Here is an 18,469-nt window from a genome sequence, read left to right as displayed (position 1 = left end):
CCACTGAAAGACACTTCCATGGATGTATCCCGCACCCGGGCCCTGCGCGGCCCCAACCTCTGGAGCCGCCACATGGCCATCGAGGCCGTGGTGGCCTGCGCCGAATCCGAACGGGCCATCGCCCGGATGCCCGGTTTCGAAGCCCGGCTGCGGGCCTTTTTCCCGGCTATCGGCGTGTTGCACCCTGAAGGCGGCAGCGGCGACATCTCGCTGGCCCATGTGTTGCAGACCGCGGCACTTGCACTGCAGGCCCAGGCGGGCTGCCCGGTGACTTTTGCACGCACCACCGCCACGATCGATCCCGGCGTGTACCAAGTGGTTGTCGAATACAGCGAGGAAGCCGTGGGCCGGCAGGCCTTCGAGGACGCACAGCGCCTCATCAACGCCGCGCTGGGCCAGGGCGAATTCGACGCTGACGCGGCCGTTGCCAACCTGCGCGAGCTTGACGAAGACGAGCGCCTGGGGCCCAGCACCGGCTCGATCGTCGATGCCGCCGTGGCCCGAGGCATTCCCTACCGTCGCCTCACCCGCGGCAGCCTGGTGCAGTTTGGCTGGGGCTCCAAGCAGCGCCGCATCCAGGCCGCCGAGATCGACTCCACCAGCGCTGTGGCCGAATCCATCGGCCAGGACAAGGATCTCACCAAGCGCCTGCTGCACGCCGCCGGCGTGCCGGTGCCGCTGGGCAAGCCAGTCGATACCGTGGAGGAAGCCTGGGAAGTCGCACTCAAGGTGGGCCTGCCCGTGGTGGTCAAGCCGCAGGACGGCAACCAGGGCAAGGGCGTGACCGTGAACATCACCGACCGCGCCCAGCTCGAAGAGGCCTATCGCAACGCCGCCGAGTACGGCACCGTCATGGTCGAGCGCTTCCTGCCCGGCCATGATTTCCGCCTGCTCGTGGTGGGCGACCAACTCGTGGCCGCCGCGCGGCGCGAGCCCCCGCAAGTGCTGGGCGACGGCGAACGCACCGTGCGCGAGCTGGTGAACATCGTGAACCAGGACCCGCGCCGTGGCGAAGGCCATGCCACGTCGCTCACCAAAATCCGCCTGGATGACATCGCCGTGGCCCGCCTGGCCATGCAGAACCTGACACCCGATTCCGTTCCGCCCAAGGGCCAGCGTGTCATCCTGCGCAACAACGCCAACCTGTCCACCGGCGGCACCGCCACCGACGTAACCGATGACGTGCACCCCGCCGTGGCGGCGCGTGCCGTCGCCGCCGCGCAGATGGTGGGCCTGCACATCTGCGGCGTGGACATGGTGGCCGAAACCGTGCTGCGCCCGCTCGAAGAGCAAGGCGGCGGCTTCGTCGAGGTGAACGCCGCCCCCGGTCTGCGCATGCACCTGGCACCCAGCTACGGCAAGCCCCGCAATGTGGGCCAGGCCATGGTGGATCGGCTGTTCGCCCATGGCGACGATGGCCGCATCCCCGTGGTGGCCGTCACCGGCACCAACGGCAAGACCACCACCGCGCGCCTCATTGCCCACCTGTTCACTGCCCAAGGCATGCGCGTGGGCATGACCAACACCGACGGCGTGTACGTAAACGGCCGCCAGATCGACAGCGGTGACTGCAGCGGTCCCAAGAGCGCCCGCAACGTACTGCTGCACCCCGAGGTGGATGCCGCCGTTTTCGAAACCGCACGGGGCGGCATCCTGCGCGAAGGTCTGGGTTTCGACCGTTGCCAAGTGGCCGTGGTCACCAATATCGGCGCGGGCGACCACCTGGGCCTGAACTACATCACCACGGTGGAAGACCTGGCGGTGCTCAAGCGCGTGATCGTGCAGAACGTGACCCCCACGGGCTACGCCGTGCTCAACGCCACCGATCCCATCGTCGCCGCCATGGCCTCGGCCTGCCCGGGCAAGATCATCTACTTCGCCAGCGACCGCCACCACCCCGTGATGGCCACGCACCGCGCGCAAGGCCACCGCACCGTATATGTGGATGGCGACTCGATCGTCGCGGCCGAAGGGTCGTGGCGTGAAACCATCCACCTGCGCGACGTGCCCATCACGCGCAACGGCAAGATCGGTTTCCAGGTCGAAAACGTCATGGCCTCGGTGGCTGCCGCCTGGGGCGCCGGCCTGCCCTGGCAGACCATCCGCCGCGGCCTGTCGGGCTTTGTGAACGACAGCGACAACGCCCCCGGCCGCTTCAACCTCATGGACTTCAAGGGCGCCACGGTGATCGCCGACTATGGCCACAACCCTGACGCCATGCGCGCCCTGGTGCAGGCCGTCGAGGCCCTGCCAGCCAACCGCCGCAGCGTGGTGATCAGCGGCGCCGGTGACCGGCGCGACGAAGACATCCGCGAGCAGACCGTGATCCTCGGCGAAGTCTTCGACGACGTCATCCTGTACCAGGACGCCGCCCAGCGGGGCCGCGGCGACGGTGAAGTGATGGCCCTGCTGCGCGAAGGCCTGGCTGGCGCCACGCGCACGCAGCACATCGAAGAGATCCGGGGCGAGTTCATTGCCATCGACGCCGCACTCGACCGCCTGAAGTCGGGCGACCTCTGCCTGGTGCTGGTGGACCAGGTGGAAGAGGCCCTGGCACACCTGGCCCGGCGCTGCGCCGAAGCCGGGGCGACGGCATGACGATCGCGCTTCGGCGTGCGGCTGCGGCGGGCGGGTTGCTGGCCTGCGCGCTGCTGCCCTGCGCTGCGCTGGCAGCCTCGGGCGAAAAGATCGGCACCGTGGACACCGCCTTCCAGTGGATCGGCCGCGACCACGACATCATCGTGGAGGCCTACGACGACCCCGGCGTGCAGGGCGTGACCTGCTATGTCTCACGGGCCCGGGTGGGCGGCATCAAGGGCACGCTCGGCCTGGCCGAAGACCGCGCCGAAGCCTCTATCGCCTGCCGCCAGGTGGGGCCGATCAGCTTCCCCGAACCGCTCAAGAAGCAGGAAGAGGTGTTCAGCGAGCGCATGTCCATCCTCTTCAAGCGCCTGCGCATCGTGCGCATGGTGGACCCGGCACGCAACACGCTGGTCTACCTCACCTATTCGGAAAAGCTGATCGACGGCTCGCCCCAGAACAGCGTCACGGCCGTGCCGGTAGACCGCGCCGTCCAGATCCCCCTGCGCAAATGACGCAGGCCCTGGCCGCGAAGGCTACAACGGCAGCGCGGTGGAGAAACAAAAAGGGGCTTCGGCCCCTTTTTCTATTCAAAACCGCCTCATGCGCTTATGGGGCGGGCGCGGCCCGCTACAAAAAAAGAAGCAACGGCATGCTGCCCCAGCGCCCGCAGGGCACCGCTCTTGCGTGCACGGCGCAGGCACCGCCCCGCCCCATGCAGCAGTCTTCGGCTCTGCGAGCCCCCGTGTGCTGCCGGCTGCGGCGGTCGCAGCCCCGGAGGTTCAGCCAGCGCTGCCCTGCGCAGCGATCTGCCGCAGCGCCTGCTCGAACACTTCCACCGGCTGCCCGCCCTGGATCAGGTGGCGCTCATTGACGATGATTGCGGGCACCGAATGGATACCGTTTTGCAGATAGAACTGCTCACGCTCGCGCACCTCGTCGGCGTAGCGGTCTGATGCCAGCAGCCCACGGGCTTCTGCCACATCCAGGCCCACCTCACCCGCCACGCGCACCAGCACCTCATGGTTGCTGGGGTCTTGTCCATCGGTGAAATACGCCTTGAACAGCGCGTGCTTGAGTTGCGGCTGCAGGCCCTGCTCTTCAGCCCAGTGCAGCAGCCGATGCGCATCAAAGGTGTTGTAGATGCGGCTGCGCTTGTCCATGCTGAAGGTGAAGCCCAGTTCCGCACCGCGTGCCGCGATGGCCTCGCGGTTCTTCTGGCTCTGCTCGGGCGTGGCTCCGTATTTCTCTTGCAGGTGCTCACCAATGTCCTGGCCCTCGGGCACCATCTGCGGGTTCAGCTCGAAGGGCTGAAAGTGCAGGTCCAGCGCGACTTCGCCCAGCAGCCGGTCCGCCGCCTGCTCCAGCGCCTTGAGGCCGATGATGCACCAGGGGCAGGAGACATCGGAGACGAAATCGATCTTGAGGGTGGTGGTCATGGGGGAGGTCCAGCGAGCAAAGATGCAGGATGGTAAGTGGGGTTCCTTACCCTTGTAGTAACCTGGTTTACGGGGAAGGCGGCAGCGTGGATCCGGGCCGATAGCGACAGGGGTGGCCAGACGCCAATTGATCGGTTGCCGGGATGGAAAGACGAAAACCGAAGCGCTCGAACATTTCTTGAAGCAATACCATTTGATGCTGGAGGAGAACCCTGACGGCTCCATCCAGAACTTCTCGAGGTGCGTGATTCCCCGCGTGTCTGCCGCTTTCCGCCGTCATCGACGGCTCTTGACCGAACGCAGCATCGCCGCTTCGTATGCCACCTGCAGTTCAGCAAATACCGATCTCGCTGGACGCGGCGCTCCGAGGTGCATGTGCCGCAATTCGTCCATGAAAGCACTCCAAAGCGCAACGCCACCCTCTTCCAGCAATTGCGCACGCACCGACAACTCGGCACTGGGACATGTGTGCCGGCGTCCCCAGGCCGCCATCTGCACGAGCAGGGGAACCAACTGGATGGATGCTTCCGTCAGGCTGTAGATTCCCTTTTGTCGGTGCTCTGGATTGGAAGACCGCTTCAGCAGCCCTGACGCGGTGAGGCGCTTCAAGCGGTCTGCGAGGATGTTGGAGGCTATACCTTCCTCGCTGTTGGCTAGAAGCTCTCCATAGCTGCGCCTGTTTCCGAACATGACGTCACGGATCACGATCAGGCTCCAGCGATCGCCAAGCTGTTCAAGTGTCAGATTGATCGGGCAACCCGAACGCCCCATCTGCGCCACCGTCGTTCTCCTGAGTTGGAATACTTGCAATTTGCAAGTCATGATAGTAGGTTCAAACCACTTGCAAAACACAAGTCGCTAAAAACCAGAGGATCTGATCATGCTGCTTGCGCTTTACGGCCACCCTTTTTCTTCGTACACGCAGAAGGTGCTCATCGCGCTGTACGAAAACGACACCCCTTTCGAGCTTCGAGTCATCGGGCCAGACACTCCCCAACACTTCAACGATCTGCTGCAACGGTGGCCCCTGAGGAAGTTTCCGCTGTTGGTTGACGGCGAGCGCAATGTCGTCGAGTCCAGCATCATCATTGAGCACCTTCAGATAGCACACCCCGGCCCGGTGCGCCTGTTGCCAGACGATCCAGCGCACGCCTTGGACGTGCGGTTCCGTGACCGCTTTTTCGATCTGCATGTGATGAACTGGGTACAGCACGCAGTCAACGCAGCCCTGACGGGTGACCAGGTCAAGCGCCAAGAAAGCTCGGCGTTGTCGAAGCAAAAGCTGGAGTTGGCCTATGCCTGGCTCGAAGGTGATCTGGCAAGAAGAAACTGGGCGGCGGGTACGGACTTCACGCTGGCTGACTGCGCGGCCGCACCCGCGCTGTTCTATGCGGACTGGATACACCAGATCCCTGATGACTTTCCGCTGGTGCGCGCCTATCGCGCGCGCTTGCTCGCGCGCCCTTCGGTCATCCGCGTCGTTGAAGAGGCACGGCCTTTCCGGCCGTTGTTCCCGCTCGGTGCGCCAGCACAGGATTGATGCCGAGCCAGCCCGTTCAGCCTGTGCCGAGAGCTTGTGATGGGTTGGCCAGATCGATCACAAGCGTGCCGAGCGCAAGCCTATACGCGCGCGTGGAGTCCGTCGTTGCGATGACACCGCTGGGCGAGCAGAGCATGGCCGCAGAGGAAAGTCTCTACGCACCCGCCCCGATCCCGAAGGCCGACTGAAGCCACCGCATGCAACAAGGGGTAGCACTCATTTCGTCAGCTCCCGCAACTCCGTCTTCAACACCTTCCCATAACTGTTCTTCGGCAGCGCCTCCACCCACCGGTACTCCTTGGGCCGCTTGAACCGCGCAATGTGCTCCAGGCACAGCGCATCCAGCTCTGCAACAGCCACCGCTCCGCCATTGCCCGCCACGAGGAAGGCGATCACCACCTCGCCCCACTCCGCATCGCGTTGGCCCACCACGGCGACCTCGCGCACCCGGGGGTGGAGCAACAGCACCTCTTCCACCTCGCGCGGGTAGATGTTGCTGCCGCCGGAGATGATCACGTCCTTGGAACGGTCCTTGAGCGTGAGGAAACCATCGCTGTCCAGCGCACCCATGTCGCCGGTGTAGAGCCAGCCGTCTCGCAAGGTCTGCGCGGTGGCGGTGGGGTTGTTCCAGTAGCCGGGCATCACGGTATCGCCGCGCACCACCACCTCGCCGGTCTCGCCGGCGGGCACGGGCTGACCCGTGGCATCGACCACACGCACTTCCACCAGCGACTGCGCCACGCCGACGGACACCATGCGCTCGGCCCAGCGGGGGTGATCGCGGTCGGCCAGCTGGGCGCGCGACAGGGCGGTGATGGTCATGGGGCTTTCGCCCTGGCCGTAGATCTGCACGAAGCGGTTGCCCATCACGCCCAAGGCGTTGCGCAGGTCGTCGGCATACATGGGGCCGCCACCGTATACGATGGTCTTGAAGCCCGACACATTGGCGCCCGTGGTGCGCACATGGTCCACCAGGCGGTGCACCATGGTGGGCGCCGCAAACACCGTGAGCTGGCCCACGCTGGCCGCGAGCTGCACCAACTCGGCAGGCTCGAACCCGCCCGACAACGGCACCACATGCCGCCCGCCGCGCAGCACCTGCGCGTAGTTGTAGAGGCCCGCGCCGTGCGACATGGGCGCTGCGTAGACCATCGCGTCGCCGGGCAGGATGTCGTCCACATCCGTGAAATAGCAGGCCGTCATGGCCAGCAGGTTGCGATGGGTCTGCATCACGCCTTTGGGGCGGCCGGTGGTGCCCGAGGTGTAGAACAGCGAGGCCACGTCGTGCGGCGCGCGGTCGCACACGTCCATGGGTGCATGGGCGACCGCAGTGCGGTACGCATCAGAGCCGAAAACCAGCACCGCATCCTGCGGCGCACCGGCCTCGCGCACGGCGGGTGCCAGCGCTTCAGAGGTCAGCACCACGCGCGCACCCGAGTCGACCAGCACGTAGGCCAGCTCTTTGGCATGCAGCTTGTAGTTGACCGGCACCGACACGGCCCCCGCCCACAGGATGGCGTGCAGGGCCTCCAGGTACTCGGGCGCATTGGCGGCATAGATGGCCACGCGGTCGCCGGGGGTCACGCCGCATTGCGTGCGCAGGTGGGAGGCCAGCGCGGCGGTGCGGGCGGCCAGCGTGGCGTAGCTCCACAGCACCTGGTCGCCGTGCAGCAGCGCGGGCTGGTGGGTGTACAGCAAGGCACTGCGGCGCAGCAGGTGGGCGATGTTCATCGGGCGCGCTCCAGAATGCTCACGTAGTTGGCAACAGCCGATCCGCCCATGTTGAACACCCCCGCCAGCGTGGCGCCCGGCACCTGCAGATCGCCCGCCTCGCCCATGAGCTGCATGGCCGACACCACATGCATCGATACGCCGGTGGCACCAATCGGATGGCCCTTGGCCTTGAGCCCGCCCGACGCGTTGACGGGCAGGCGGCCGCTGCGCAGCACAGTGCCGTCTTCCAGCAGGCGGTGGCCCTGGCCCGCGGGCGCCAGGCCCATGGCCTCGTAGGTGAGCAGCTCGGCGATGGTGAAGCAGTCGTGCACCTCGGCCAGCGAGAGGTCGGCCACGCTGCAACGCGCCTGCTGCAGTGCCTGCTGCCAGGCGCGGCGCGGCCCCTCGAATTCCACCACACGCCTGCGCGCCATCGGCAGAAAATCGTTGACTTGGGCGCGGGCCCGAAAACGCACGGCCCGCGCAAAATCCGCCGCAGCATCGTCGCTCGCGAGCACCAGCGCCGCAGCGCCATCCGACACCAGCGAACAATCGGTCTTGCGCAGCGGCCCGGCGATCAGGGGATTGCGCTCGGACACGGTGTTGCAGAACTCGAACCCCAGGTCCTTGCGCATGTGGGCCCAGGGGTTGAGCACGCCATTGGCGTGGTTCTTGGCCGCGATGCGCGCCAGAGTGGCCGAATGGTCGCCATGCTGGGCGAAATAGTCCTGCGCGATGGAGGCGAAGATGCCCGGAAACCCGCCCGGCGGATGACCGGCCTCGCCCGAATAGCCGCAGTCGCCCAGGATGCGGGTGACTTCGCTGCCCGTCACGGCCGTCATCTTCTCGGCGCCAATGACCAGCGCCACGCGCGCGCGGCCCGCCTCGATGGCATCGCAGGCTCCGTACACCGCCGCCGACCCGGACGCACAGGCGTTTTCCAGCCGCACGGCGGGCTTCCAGCGCAGGGCATCGTCGCACTGCAATGCAAGCGACGAGGCAAAGATATCGGGCGTGAAACCGCCGTTCAGGTTGCCCAGCCACACGCCATCGACCTCGGCCGCCGGTACGCCCGCGTGGGCCATGGCCTCTCGGCCAGCCCCCGCGATCAGATCTTCGAGGCTCAGGCCGTCCAGGCGGCCGAAAGGCAGATGGGCCCAGCCCACGATCGAAACACCCATGTGAAGTTCTCCTTGCAATGACCGCAATGTAGGCAGGAACGGCGGGCGCCGACAGTCGCTGAAATACACTAGGGAAACCCCTTGTCTGCACCTCCTCGCATGGCAGAACCCTCTTTTCCAGCCGACCCCCACCCCGACCTCCAGCTGGCGTTCCACATGGCGCCCGTCGGGCTGCTGGTGTCGCGCCAGCGCGTGGTGCATGCCTACAACCGGGCCTTCTGCGCCATGTTCGGCTACAGCGCCGACGCGCTGGCAGGGCAGTCGCTGGAAGGTCTCTACCCCTCCAGCGATGAATACGAACATGTGGGCGAGCGCGCCCTGGTCGCCATGCGCGACAAGGGCACCTACGCCGACGAGCGCGTGATGCGCAAGTGCGACGGCAGCCTCTTCTGGTGCCATGTGTCGGGGCAGGCCATCGACCGCAACGACCCTTTTGCCGCAGCCGTGTGGGTGTTCGAAGACATTTCCGCCGCACGCGCCGTCACGACCAGCCTCACGGCCCGCGAGCGCGAAGTGGCCCAGTTTCTGATGACCGGAAAGACCAGCAAGCAGATCGCCCGGGATCTGGCCATCAGCGCCCGCACCGTGGACGCCCACCGCGCCCGCCTGATGCGCAAATTGGAGGTTTCCACCACCAGCGCACTCGTGGCCCGGCTCATGGGCCGGCACTGAGGGTTCCCACGTCCTTCACGGCAGACGCGCCGGGCATCGCCGGTTCGGCGCCCGGCCCCATCCGGACGGAGCAGCATCCGTCGCGCCGTTGCGTGGACCACCCGCAGGCCAGAAAAAAGGGCAGTGGCACGCTTCAGCGCGAGCACCCACGCCCTGCGCTCACCATCCGCATCGCCCCCTCGAACACGACCACGGCCTTTCGCACACTCCCAGCGCCACTGGCGGCAGCTTCGCGGTGGAGTCAACCGTCTCCAAAGGAAGACTGGGGGCAACGCGCCGCCCCCCTCTTGACGGGGGTGCCGCGAACCGCACGCTGCATGCCAGAATCGGCCATGCTCCCCACCCCGGACCCTGCACAGGCCAGCGCCCCGCGGCCCTCCGATTCCCGCTCCGACAGCGCCATCACCGCGCTGTACCGCGCGGTGCTGGGCCCCGTCAACGCGTCCTACTACCTTCCCATCTTTGCGCGCTTTGACGAGGCCGGGCGTACCACCACGGGCTGGAACTGGGCTGCAGGCCTGTGCACCCTGGGCTGGATGGTGTTCCGCCAGCTCTGGGGCCCGGCGCTGGTGTACGTGGCCGTTGCCGAAGGCGTGGCGCTGCTGGTGTTTGGTGTGGGGCGGCCCATGCTGCACTGGCCGCGGGGTGTGGAATGGGGCCTGTTGTCGGCCCTGGTGCTGCTGGGTTGCGCCGTGCCCGGCCTCTACGGCAATGCCCTGCTGCACACCGATGCCCACAAAAAGATCGCACGGGCGCTGACCGCTACGCACACCCTGAACGAAGCCTGCGCACTGCTGGCCCGACAGGCCAGTTCATGGCGACGACTGGGGTGGCTCACTGCTGCCCATGTGGCCCTGCTGCTCGCCGCTGCTGGCGCCTATTTCGCCAACCCCGCGAACGGCGTGCACGACGCAAGCCCGGTGGCGCAGAAGCTGGGCAGCACGGGCAAAGCGGCAGGTGCAGGTGCAGGTGCAGGTGCAGGTGCCCCCCAGGATGTGCGAGGCGCTGGCCCGCATGCCGCGCCGCCTCAACCACCGGCCAGCGCCCAGCCAGCGCCCGCACAAGCCGCTTCTGCCCCGCCTTTTGGGCGCTGCCCCCATCTCCACTGTCCCCGCGTTCAGCGCTGCCTCAGCCCCCGCACCGGCCCCTGCGTCCACTCCAATGCCGCTGCCGCCATCCGCACCTCGCGCAGCGCCCATGGCCCACGCACCGAATCCGTCGGCCGCTGCGGCCTCCGCAGCCGGCGTTCCCGCAACACCGATACCTGTGCCCCCGTCCCCGTCCCCGGCACCCGGGCACCGTCCATCGACCGGCAAGACATCCAAAGCGGCCGATATCTCGCCAGTCCAGCAGCTTCCGGCCCGCGAGCCGGCAAAGCTGCAAGCGCTGGCCCAAGAACGAACGCTTGGGCCCAGCACAGCAGCGCCCGCACGCCATTCGACAGCACCTGCGCCCAACGCGTCACGCGCCGAAGCCTCCCCGCCCCGGCCGGCAGCCCCCTGAGACTGCCCCCCCCAACGCTGCGGCGCAAGCAGCCGCAACCTCTGCGGAGACCATGCCGCCCGCCTCCCCCGCTGTATCGTCTGCTCCCGCCACGGACACCGCCGCACCGCCCCTGGCCGACAACACCGCCGCCACGACCGTGGGCACCGCGCCCGGGTACTACATCAACGTGGGCGTGTTCGCGGACGAGGCCAATGCCCGCAAGGCCCAGGCACGGCTGCTGAACGAGGGCCTCCCGGCCTTTCGCCAGGAGTTTTTCGCGGCCCAGAGACGCCGGGTGCGGGTGCGCGTGGGCCCTTTCGAACGCCGTGACGATGCCGAGGCGGCAGCGGTATCGGTCCGCGCGCTGGGGCTGGAAGCGGTGGTGGCGCGACAAGGGCAGTGAGACTTCGCCTTGCGGTGCTCCAGGCGCTGGGTGGTGCCGGGTATGGCCGCCATGCGCAGTGAGCCCGACCGCCGCCGCCACCTCTGCCATTGCCATTGCGTCCACCCCGTTCCAGTTCCAGCTCCTGCCACGCATGCGAAACAAGAAAACGCAACAAACAGCGACCATGCGCTTATCTGACGTGCACATCCAGCTCTTTTTTCAATAGCAAAAGTGCACACCCGCAGCACCTACCCAAAGTGTGAACGGGCAGCGATGGGCGGCAGTGAAGGAGCACTGAGCCCATGCAACGGGCCGCCGGGCATTCGATGGGTTGGGCCAGTCCAGACCGCAGCACGCTGCAAGTACCACTCACCCGCAGCGCAGCCCGTACGGACACCATCGGCCCGCTGCGGCGCTACGCGCAGCAGGCAACACAGTGGCGGTCTTGGGCCCGCTGGCGCGCAGCGACATGCCGCGTTCTGGAGGCACCCGCCCCGGGGCTTGGCGCAAGGGCCCACCGCGCCCGCAACCTGCGGCAGCCTTTCCACGCGATCGCTCCACCGGGCTCTCACCCGACAGGCTCGGTAGCGCCCCTCCGTTGATCCGCCACCAGCCACCCGCTGTGCACTGCATTTTTAATAGCTATCAACGCAAGCCAGATAAGCACTACAGGCCTTTTGAGGCTGATTTTTCAGTCCAGCGACCGCAATGCCCGGATGCGGCGGTACAGCGAGCGTTCGCTAAGACCCAGCTGCTGCGCCAATGCCGCCCGGTTGCCTCGGTGAGCGGCAAGTGCACGGCGCAACGCGTCGGCATCCAGCGCGCGGCCCATGGCAGCGCCCCCCGCCATGGGGCTTTCGGCGGCCGCCACGCCTTGCCACGGTGCACTGGCGGGCGGCGGCAGCCCGCACGCCACGGCTTGGCGGACATGGTCTGCTTCGATGGCATCGCCATCGCACAACAGAGCTGTGCGCTCGAGCAGGTTGCGCAGCTCACGCACGTTGCCGGGGTAAGGCTGCGCCTCCAGCAAGGCCAGCGCGGCGTCCGACAGGAGCAGCACACGCGGCGGTTGCACCACGCGCTCCAGCAACGCGCTCGCCAGCAGTGCGATGTCCCCTTGCCGCTCCCGCAGCGGTGGCAGGTGGATGGGGAAGGTGCCGAGACGGTAGTAGAGGTCTTCGCGGAAACGGCCCTCCGCCACCATGCGGGGCAGGTGGCGGTGCGTGGCCGACACCACGCGCAGGTCGGCGTGCCGCAGCTCGGTGCTGCCGACGCGGCGATAGGTGCCAGTCTCGAGCAGGCGCAGCAGCTTCACCTGCAGCGGCAGCGGGATATCGCCCACCTCGTCGAGAAACAGCGTGCCGCCGTTGGCGGCCTCCACCAGCCCGGGGCGCGCCTGCGTGGCCCCAGTGAAGGCCCCCTTCTCATGCCCGAAGAGTTCGGACTCGAACAACGCCTCGGGCATGCTCGCGCAGTCCGCCGGCACCAGCGACCGCCGCGCCCGCGTGCTGCCCTGATGCACCGCACGGGCCACGAGCTCCTTGCCCGTGCCCGATTCACCCAACAGCAGTACCGCCGCGCGCGAAGGGGCCACCCGCGCCACCAAACCCATCATCCGCTGGAACGCGGGTGAGCGCCCAATCAAACCGTGTGCGGAGCGCTGGGTCTGCGCTGCCACTGGCAAGGGCACCATCTTTTCGACAAAGAACACGGGGCGCCCACCAGCCCCCAGCACAGGCGCCAGATCGATCTGCACATATTCCTCACCCTGCGGCGTGTGGTGCAGATGCAGCACCCGCTCGCGCTGCCCCGAACTGCGCGCCTGCGCCAGCGGGCACGACTCTCCCGCCTGATCGCAAGGCACGCTGAAATGGTGCGATACCGCATGGCAGGTGCGCCCCACCACGGTTTCCGCCGTGCCGAACTGGCGCTGGTAGGCCACATTCGCAGCCAGGATGCGATAGCTGTCGTCGAGCAGGATATGGGGCTCTGCCAGACCATCGAGAAAGGACACCAGCTCGGGAGGCGCAGAAGGGCTGTGAATCATGGCGGGGTGGGTGATGAGGTACGGCAACCCGCAGGATGCCGCAGCGGTGTCGCCACCGGCTTGATCTATGCCATGTTGGCAGCAAACGGCAGAGAAATGGCATTTTTATGGCACGCACGTGGCGGCCCACAAAGGCGACCCGACGGAGGACTGACGGTCCAACAGACCGCCATCCCCCTGGGCTGAAGCGAAGAAACCATCGAATTTCGATGGTTCTCTTCGAGAACGCAGCGGTGGCACGCAGCTTGCCTTGCAGAAGCAGCCACAAGGGCGCCGCACGCGCCGGTGCCGCTTCCAGAGTTCGGGCAGCGAGGGCCGATCAGTGCCCTTTCCCGCCCTTCCAGCGCAACCCATCCAGGAACCCCGCCATGACCGTCCCAACCGCCGCAGCCGCCAGTTGCCCCCTCCCCGCCACCCACGACGACGAACGCCGCCAGATGGTGCTGCTCACCGCAGCCGCCGGCTGCGTGGCCGCTGCCGGCGTGGCCGTGCCCCTGGTCTCCAGCTTTGCACCCAGCGAACGCGCCCGGGCCATGGGCGCCAGCGTGGAGGTGGACATCAGCGACCTGCCACCCGGCGGCGTGAAAACCGTGGAATGGCGGGGCAAACCCGTGTGGATCATGCGCCGCACCCCCGAGATGCTGGCCACGCTGGCGTTACACGACAACGCACTGGCCGACCCGGCCTCACGCAAAGACCAGCAGCCCGAATACGCGCGCAACGCGCAACGCTCGATCCGGCCCGAGGTGTTCGTGACAGTGGGCATCTGCACGCACCTGGGCTGCTCGCCGAGCGCCGTGCCCGTCGGCACCGCCAACCCGAGCGTGGGCAACGACTGGAAGGGCGGATTCTTCTGCCCCTGCCACGGCTCCACCTTTGACCTGGCGGGCCGCGTGTTCAAGAACAAGCCCGCGCCCACCAACCTTGAGGTGCCGCCGCACCGCTATGTGTCGGACACGCGGCTGACTATTGGGGAGGGCCCAGCCTGACCACAGAAAGCGGCAGCATCGACCTCCCTTGGGCCTGATGCACCCCACAGCCCGGTGCGTGATCACTCATGGCTTAGACTCCCCTGCGGCGGATTTCAAGAGCCCCGTCTGGGGCGCCGGATATTGGCAGTCTCCATGGAACACCCACCCTATGGCTATATCGCGCAAAGTAACTTATCTATTTGCAATAGTGCTCGTGCTGGCAGTATTGGGCATTTACCTGCCAGGCATCCAGAACGAACTGCTTTTTGACGATTTACGGCTCAGCGACGGTACGATTTTTGGCGAATACGGCAGTCTGCTGCAGTTCAAGCAGCGCATGCTGTCCTACGGGAGCTTTGTCTGGCTTCAGAGCCTCGCGGGTGATGGATGGTGGAAGCAGCGCCTCGTGAATGTGATGCTGCATCTGGGCGTGGCCGCAGCGCTCTATGCATTCCTCCACACGCTGTTGAGTACCGCGCGTTTTCCCAAGGAGTTTGAAGAACAAAGTCACTTCCAACGCTCACGATTGGCCGCGCTGCAGGTGGGTGTCGCGCTGTTTGCGCTCAATCCCGTTGCGGTGTATGCGGTGGCCTATCTGGCGCAACGCTCCATCGTCATGGCCACACTGTTCGCGGTGCTGGCCCTTTGGATGTTCGTGCGTGGGCTGCAAACAGGCAGCGCCGCGCGGTTTGTCGGCGCACTGATAAGTTATGTGCTGGCCGTGCTCTCCAAGGAGCATGCCGTGATGACGGCCGCCATGACCGTTCCTCTGTACATCTACGTTTGCCGCCCAGGCTGGAAGCGGGCCGCGGCCGTGGGCGGAGTGGCCCTGGTGGTGCTGACTGGAGCCGTTGCCGTGCTCTGGCAGCTCTATGGAAATGTGCTCGGTCGCCTATTCGACCCGCAATCCATCGCGCTCGCCCAGCAACTGGAGTCCCTGCGCCCCGGAATGATGCAGCAGATGTACCCGCTCAGCATCCTGAACGAGTCCGCGCTGTTCTTTGCCTACGGCCTCCTTTGGATCTTCCCCAATATCCAGTGGATGTCGATTGATCTGCGCCCTGCATTTCCGCTCGGGTTCGGTTCCCTCTGGCATCTGGTGGGGGCTATCGGCTACGTGGCATTGCTGCTGGGCTCCATCTGGCTGGTGCTGCGCCGCAGCAACCTCTGGGGGTTGGCCGGGTTGCTGCTGCTTTTTCCAGTGCTGTGGTACTTCACGGAGTTTTCCACGGTTTGGGTGCAAGACCCGTTCGTGCTGTACCGCAGCTACTTGTGGGCCATCGCTCTACCAGGGCTGGCGGCCATTGTCCTGACAGGCTTCAAGCCACGCAGCATTTACGTGCTGGGAGCCGTTCTTGGACTGGTTTTTGGCGCATTGGCATTGGAGCGCGTGTCCTCGTTGACAGATGCAGGCACGGCGTGGGGAGATGCTGCTGAAAAGATCGACCGCAACGCCCCCGCCAACGCAGTAGGCCGCAGCCGCGCCTTCCTGAACCTGGGCGCTCACCATCTGGAAAAGGGATTGCTGACCCAGGCCGAACGCGACTTTGCCACGGCCGATGCATTGGGGGATGGCAATGGCAATGCCCGATTCAACACCGGTGTCGCGCTGCAGCAGCAACAGAAGCACGCCCAAGCGCTGCAAGCGTTCGAGGCAGCCCAGGCCAAAGGCTTCACCGGCCAATCCCTACACTACCACCGCGGTGAATCAGCGTTTGCGCTGGGCCAGTTTTCGCAAGCATTCCAAAGCTTCGACGCTGCCCTGAAAACGCCCTCAGACGCCATCGATGGCAGCAAGAAAATGCAGCAACTGCTACGGCTGCGCCGCGCCGAATCCGCCATTGGCGCCAACCAATTCGACACTGCCATCGAAGACTTCAACCTGCTTCTGCAGCAAAGCCCAAGCAACCCACGGCTGGAGTTGGGACTGGGCATGGCACTGATTGGCAAGGGCGAAACCACACGCGCCATCCACCTGTTTGACCAACTCCTGGCGCGCAGTCCCAATCCTGCGGCCTTTTACGGCCGCGGCATCGCGCACGATCGAGCGGGAAATCAAGCCCAGAGCCTGAAAGACCTGGATCAGGCCATTCGCCTGGATCCGCGCAACCCGCAGTACCGCAGTGTGCGCGATCAGATTGCGGCCGCCAAACCCCGCAAATCCTGAGCCAGAGCGGGAACCCACCACCATGCGCGTTCTGCACGTCGGCAAGTTTTATCCGCCCTACCGCGGAGGCATGGAAGTCTTTCTGGCCGACCTCATTCAAGAGCAGCGCCGCCAGGGCATTGACGCCCACGCGCTGGTGCATGGCGATCCGCAGCCTGACGATCCCATCTGGGTACAGCGTGTGCCGGTACAGTTCAACTTGGTCTATGCCCCCATGGCGGTCGGCTTTAGGCAAGCGCTGGGCAACGCCATCGACCGGCTGAAACCCGATGTGCTGCACTTGCACATGCCCAACAACTCCGCGCTGTGGGCCCTCACACTGCCCGGCGCGCGCAAAGTGCCCTGGGTAGTGCATTGGCACTCGGATGTGGTGGTGTCCAGCATCAAATGGTCTGTCGCACTGGGATACATGCTCTACCGGCCCTTCGAGCAGGCACTGCTGGAGCGTTCAGAGCAAATCTTTGCCACGTCACCACCATATCTTGAGGCCAGCGCCGCTCTGCGCTCCTGGCGCAGCAAGTGCGAAGTGGTGCCGTTGGGTATTGAGCTGCGTTGCACGCCGGCGGCCGCTCCTCCGCCCAGAGCATTGCAGTGGCACTCAGGCACCAAACTGCGGCTGCTCTCCATTGGCCGCCTGACCTACTACAAAGGTTTCGAAACCCTGATCAACGCAGTGTCCACCCTGCCCGGCGTGGAGCTGCTCGTCGCCGGCGAGGGCGAATTGCGCGAAGAACTGCAGGCGTTGATACGCAGCACCACGCCCCCCGGCATGCCTGCTGCCGTGCGACTGGTGGGCGCCGTTGACGACGCCGAGAAGCATTCACTGCTGAGCGCCTGCGATCTGTTCTGCCTCGCATCGCGCGAACGCACTGAGGCCTTCGGCATCGTGCTGCTGGAGGCCATGCAGCACGCCCGCCCCTGCCTGGTGACTGACCTGCCCGGATCAGGCATGCCGTGGGTGGTATCGCACGCGCGCTGCGGCCTGCATGTGCCCTTTGAAGACGTGGACGCATGGCGCAGTGCCATTGCCCGCCTCCAGCACGACGCGCCGCTGCGGGAACGCCTGGGCAAGGCAGGGCAAAAGGCGCTGCACCAGCATTTCAGCATTGGGCCCTGCGAACGCGCCACTGCCCGCCACTACAGAAGCATGGCACCAGGCAGAAATACAGAGCCCGCCACACGCGGCTTGATGGTGGTGATTGCCGCCCATAACAATGCCGCAGACATCGCCCCTCTGCTTCAGCGCATACGCGCCTTGGTCAACGCTCCAGTGCTTGTGGTTGATAACCGCAGCACTGACGCCACCTGCCACTTGGCGGAGCAGCATGGGGCCCGCGTGCTGCGCCCCCTTCTAAAGATGACGACCTGGGGCAGCTTGCAAACCGGCATCCGTCATGCGCTTGCTCAAGGCTACGCATCTGTCATCACCATCGACGCAGAGGGTCGCTACGAAGTAGAAGAACTGCCGGCGCTGCTAGCTACAGGCAGCCAAGCTGACATGACGGTAGCCTACTTTGCGAGCAGCAACAGCCTACCGCGACGTGCGGCGTGGCAGTGGTTTAGGTGGCTGACAGGCTTGGGATTGCGTGACTTTGTGTCGGGATTTCGGCTGTATAACCGCACCGCCATGCAAGTGGCGGCATCTGCAGAGGCCACGCTGCTGGACTACCAAGACATTGGAACGTTGTTGCTGATGAGGCGCGAAGGTAAGCGGATTGCCGAAGTGCCGCTTGCAATGCACACCTCTAAAATAGACCGTTCCAAAATTTTCAGATCGTGGGCGAATGCCTTGCGGTACATGGCCGTTTCTTCACTTCTCAGCATTGCACATGGTCGGTGCGCCAGCGCAGCTACCGACATCGCCAAAAGTGGCTAGTTTCTACACAAGAACTGCCTACCCTGTCATTCGCACGGTAGCCGGCGCTTCCAAGTCAGTACTAGCTTGCTCATCACAAAGGTAATTGGCAACATTACCGTTGCCACACACAAGGGCGCAAGCATCTCACTCATGCCAGCCCCGGAGACCAATCCTTCCAGCAACAAAGCCGACCCGAGGTACTGCACCACATACACCAGCGGGAATGAGAACAGTCTGCGCCAAGAGAGCGGCACAACGAAAACAAACTTGGCGTGGAACCAATAGGCGAACACGATGCCGGCTGCATACGACAGCATATACGCCCACTGATAAGGCAGGACGCGGTTCAGGGCCAAGTACAGCAGATAGCTGAAACCCGTATTGATCGCTCCTCCTATTAAGAAGCGCAACCATCGCCCGAATCGGTGGTG

The 18,469-nt window shown here is 65.5% G+C and carries 14 protein-coding genes; 8 read left to right on the top strand and 6 right to left on the bottom strand.

The features are described from left to right. Nucleotides 1-18: 18 nt before the first annotated feature. Together cphA and ACDELDRAFT_RS02335 are read left to right on the top strand one after the other, a co-directional pair. On the top strand, nucleotides 19-2,598 hold the full coding sequence (gene cphA / locus ACDELDRAFT_RS02340) for a cyanophycin synthetase (protein ID WP_005793143.1): 2,580 nt from the start codon (nucleotides 19-21) through the stop codon (nucleotides 2,596-2,598). Beyond that, complete coding sequence (locus ACDELDRAFT_RS02335; RefSeq protein WP_005793142.1) at nucleotides 2,595-3,095, top strand: CreA family protein; 501 nt, start codon at nucleotides 2,595-2,597, stop codon at nucleotides 3,093-3,095. The genes cphA and ACDELDRAFT_RS02335 overlap by 4 nt, the downstream gene beginning before the upstream one ends. A gap of 267 nt (nucleotides 3,096-3,362) precedes the next feature. Here the strand turns inward: ACDELDRAFT_RS02335 and ACDELDRAFT_RS02330 are convergent, their stop codons facing one another. Further along, a complete protein-coding gene (locus ACDELDRAFT_RS02330) occupies nucleotides 3,363-4,019 on the bottom strand; it encodes a DsbA family oxidoreductase (RefSeq protein WP_005793141.1) in 657 nt (218 codons plus the stop codon). 276 nt (nucleotides 4,020-4,295) lie between these two features. Beyond that, on the bottom strand, nucleotides 4,296-4,841 hold the full coding sequence (locus tag ACDELDRAFT_RS02325) for a winged helix-turn-helix transcriptional regulator (protein WP_050784111.1): 546 nt from the start codon (nucleotides 4,839-4,841) through the stop codon (nucleotides 4,296-4,298). A gap of 58 nt (nucleotides 4,842-4,899) precedes the next feature. Between ACDELDRAFT_RS02325 and ACDELDRAFT_RS02320 the strand changes: the two genes are divergently transcribed. Continuing rightward, nucleotides 4,900-5,559, top strand: coding sequence for a glutathione S-transferase family protein (locus ACDELDRAFT_RS02320; protein WP_005793139.1), 660 nt, complete (start codon nucleotides 4,900-4,902; stop codon nucleotides 5,557-5,559). 216 nt (nucleotides 5,560-5,775) lie between these two features. On the opposite strand, the gene ACDELDRAFT_RS02310 is transcribed toward ACDELDRAFT_RS02320, so the two are convergent. Both ACDELDRAFT_RS02310 and ACDELDRAFT_RS02305 read right to left on the bottom strand, forming a co-directional pair. Continuing rightward, on the bottom strand, nucleotides 5,776-7,290 hold the full coding sequence (locus ACDELDRAFT_RS02310) for an AMP-binding protein (RefSeq protein WP_005793138.1): 1,515 nt from the start codon (nucleotides 7,288-7,290) through the stop codon (nucleotides 5,776-5,778). Next, nucleotides 7,287-8,453, bottom strand: a complete 1,167-nt coding sequence (locus ACDELDRAFT_RS02305) for an acetyl-CoA acetyltransferase (RefSeq protein WP_005793137.1) — start codon at nucleotides 8,451-8,453, stop codon at nucleotides 7,287-7,289. Before ACDELDRAFT_RS02305 ends, ACDELDRAFT_RS02310 begins: the two co-directional genes overlap by 4 nt. A gap of 81 nt (nucleotides 8,454-8,534) precedes the next feature. Here ACDELDRAFT_RS02305 and ACDELDRAFT_RS02300 point away from each other — a divergent pair, with 81 nt between their 5' ends. Both ACDELDRAFT_RS02300 and ACDELDRAFT_RS02285 read left to right on the top strand, forming a co-directional pair. Beyond that, entirely contained in the window at nucleotides 8,535-9,125 is a 591-nt protein-coding gene (locus tag ACDELDRAFT_RS02300; RefSeq protein ID WP_232504696.1) for a PAS and helix-turn-helix domain-containing protein, read from the top strand. 1,555 nt (nucleotides 9,126-10,680) lie between these two features. Next, nucleotides 10,681-11,013, top strand: coding sequence for an SPOR domain-containing protein (locus ACDELDRAFT_RS02285; RefSeq protein WP_005793134.1), 333 nt, complete (start codon nucleotides 10,681-10,683; stop codon nucleotides 11,011-11,013). Between the two features lie 673 nt (nucleotides 11,014-11,686). Here ACDELDRAFT_RS02285 and ACDELDRAFT_RS02280 read toward each other — a convergent pair. After that, nucleotides 11,687-13,042 carry a sigma-54 interaction domain-containing protein gene (locus ACDELDRAFT_RS02280; protein ID WP_005793132.1) on the bottom strand — a complete coding sequence of 452 codons (1,356 nt, stop codon included), beginning with the start codon at nucleotides 13,040-13,042 and terminating at the stop codon, nucleotides 11,687-11,689. Nucleotides 13,043-13,410: 368 nt separating this feature from the next. Here ACDELDRAFT_RS02280 and petA point away from each other — a divergent pair, with 368 nt between their 5' ends. From petA to ACDELDRAFT_RS02265, 3 genes are all read left to right on the top strand, one after another. Then, nucleotides 13,411-14,031 carry a ubiquinol-cytochrome c reductase iron-sulfur subunit gene (gene petA, locus ACDELDRAFT_RS02275; RefSeq protein ID WP_005793131.1) on the top strand — a complete coding sequence of 207 codons (621 nt, stop codon included), beginning with the start codon at nucleotides 13,411-13,413 and terminating at the stop codon, nucleotides 14,029-14,031. Between the two features lie 151 nt (nucleotides 14,032-14,182). Continuing rightward, nucleotides 14,183-16,180 carry a tetratricopeptide repeat protein gene (locus ACDELDRAFT_RS02270; RefSeq protein WP_005793130.1) on the top strand — a complete coding sequence of 666 codons (1,998 nt, stop codon included), beginning with the start codon at nucleotides 14,183-14,185 and terminating at the stop codon, nucleotides 16,178-16,180. A gap of 22 nt (nucleotides 16,181-16,202) precedes the next feature. Further along, on the top strand, nucleotides 16,203-18,056 hold the full coding sequence (locus ACDELDRAFT_RS02265) for a glycosyltransferase (protein WP_005793129.1): 1,854 nt from the start codon (nucleotides 16,203-16,205) through the stop codon (nucleotides 18,054-18,056). A 26-nt stretch (nucleotides 18,057-18,082) separates the two neighbouring features. Here ACDELDRAFT_RS02265 and ACDELDRAFT_RS02260 read toward each other — a convergent pair whose 3' ends face one another. After that, nucleotides 18,083-18,448, bottom strand: a complete 366-nt coding sequence (locus tag ACDELDRAFT_RS02260) for a GtrA family protein (RefSeq protein WP_005793128.1) — start codon at nucleotides 18,446-18,448, stop codon at nucleotides 18,083-18,085. Between the last annotated feature and the right edge of the window lie 21 nt (nucleotides 18,449-18,469).

Source organism: Acidovorax delafieldii 2AN (assembly GCF_000175235.1).
Lineage (GTDB): Bacteria > Pseudomonadota > Gammaproteobacteria > Burkholderiales > Burkholderiaceae_C > Acidovorax > Acidovorax delafieldii_B.
This window is presented reverse-complemented; position numbering and strand designations above follow the sequence as displayed.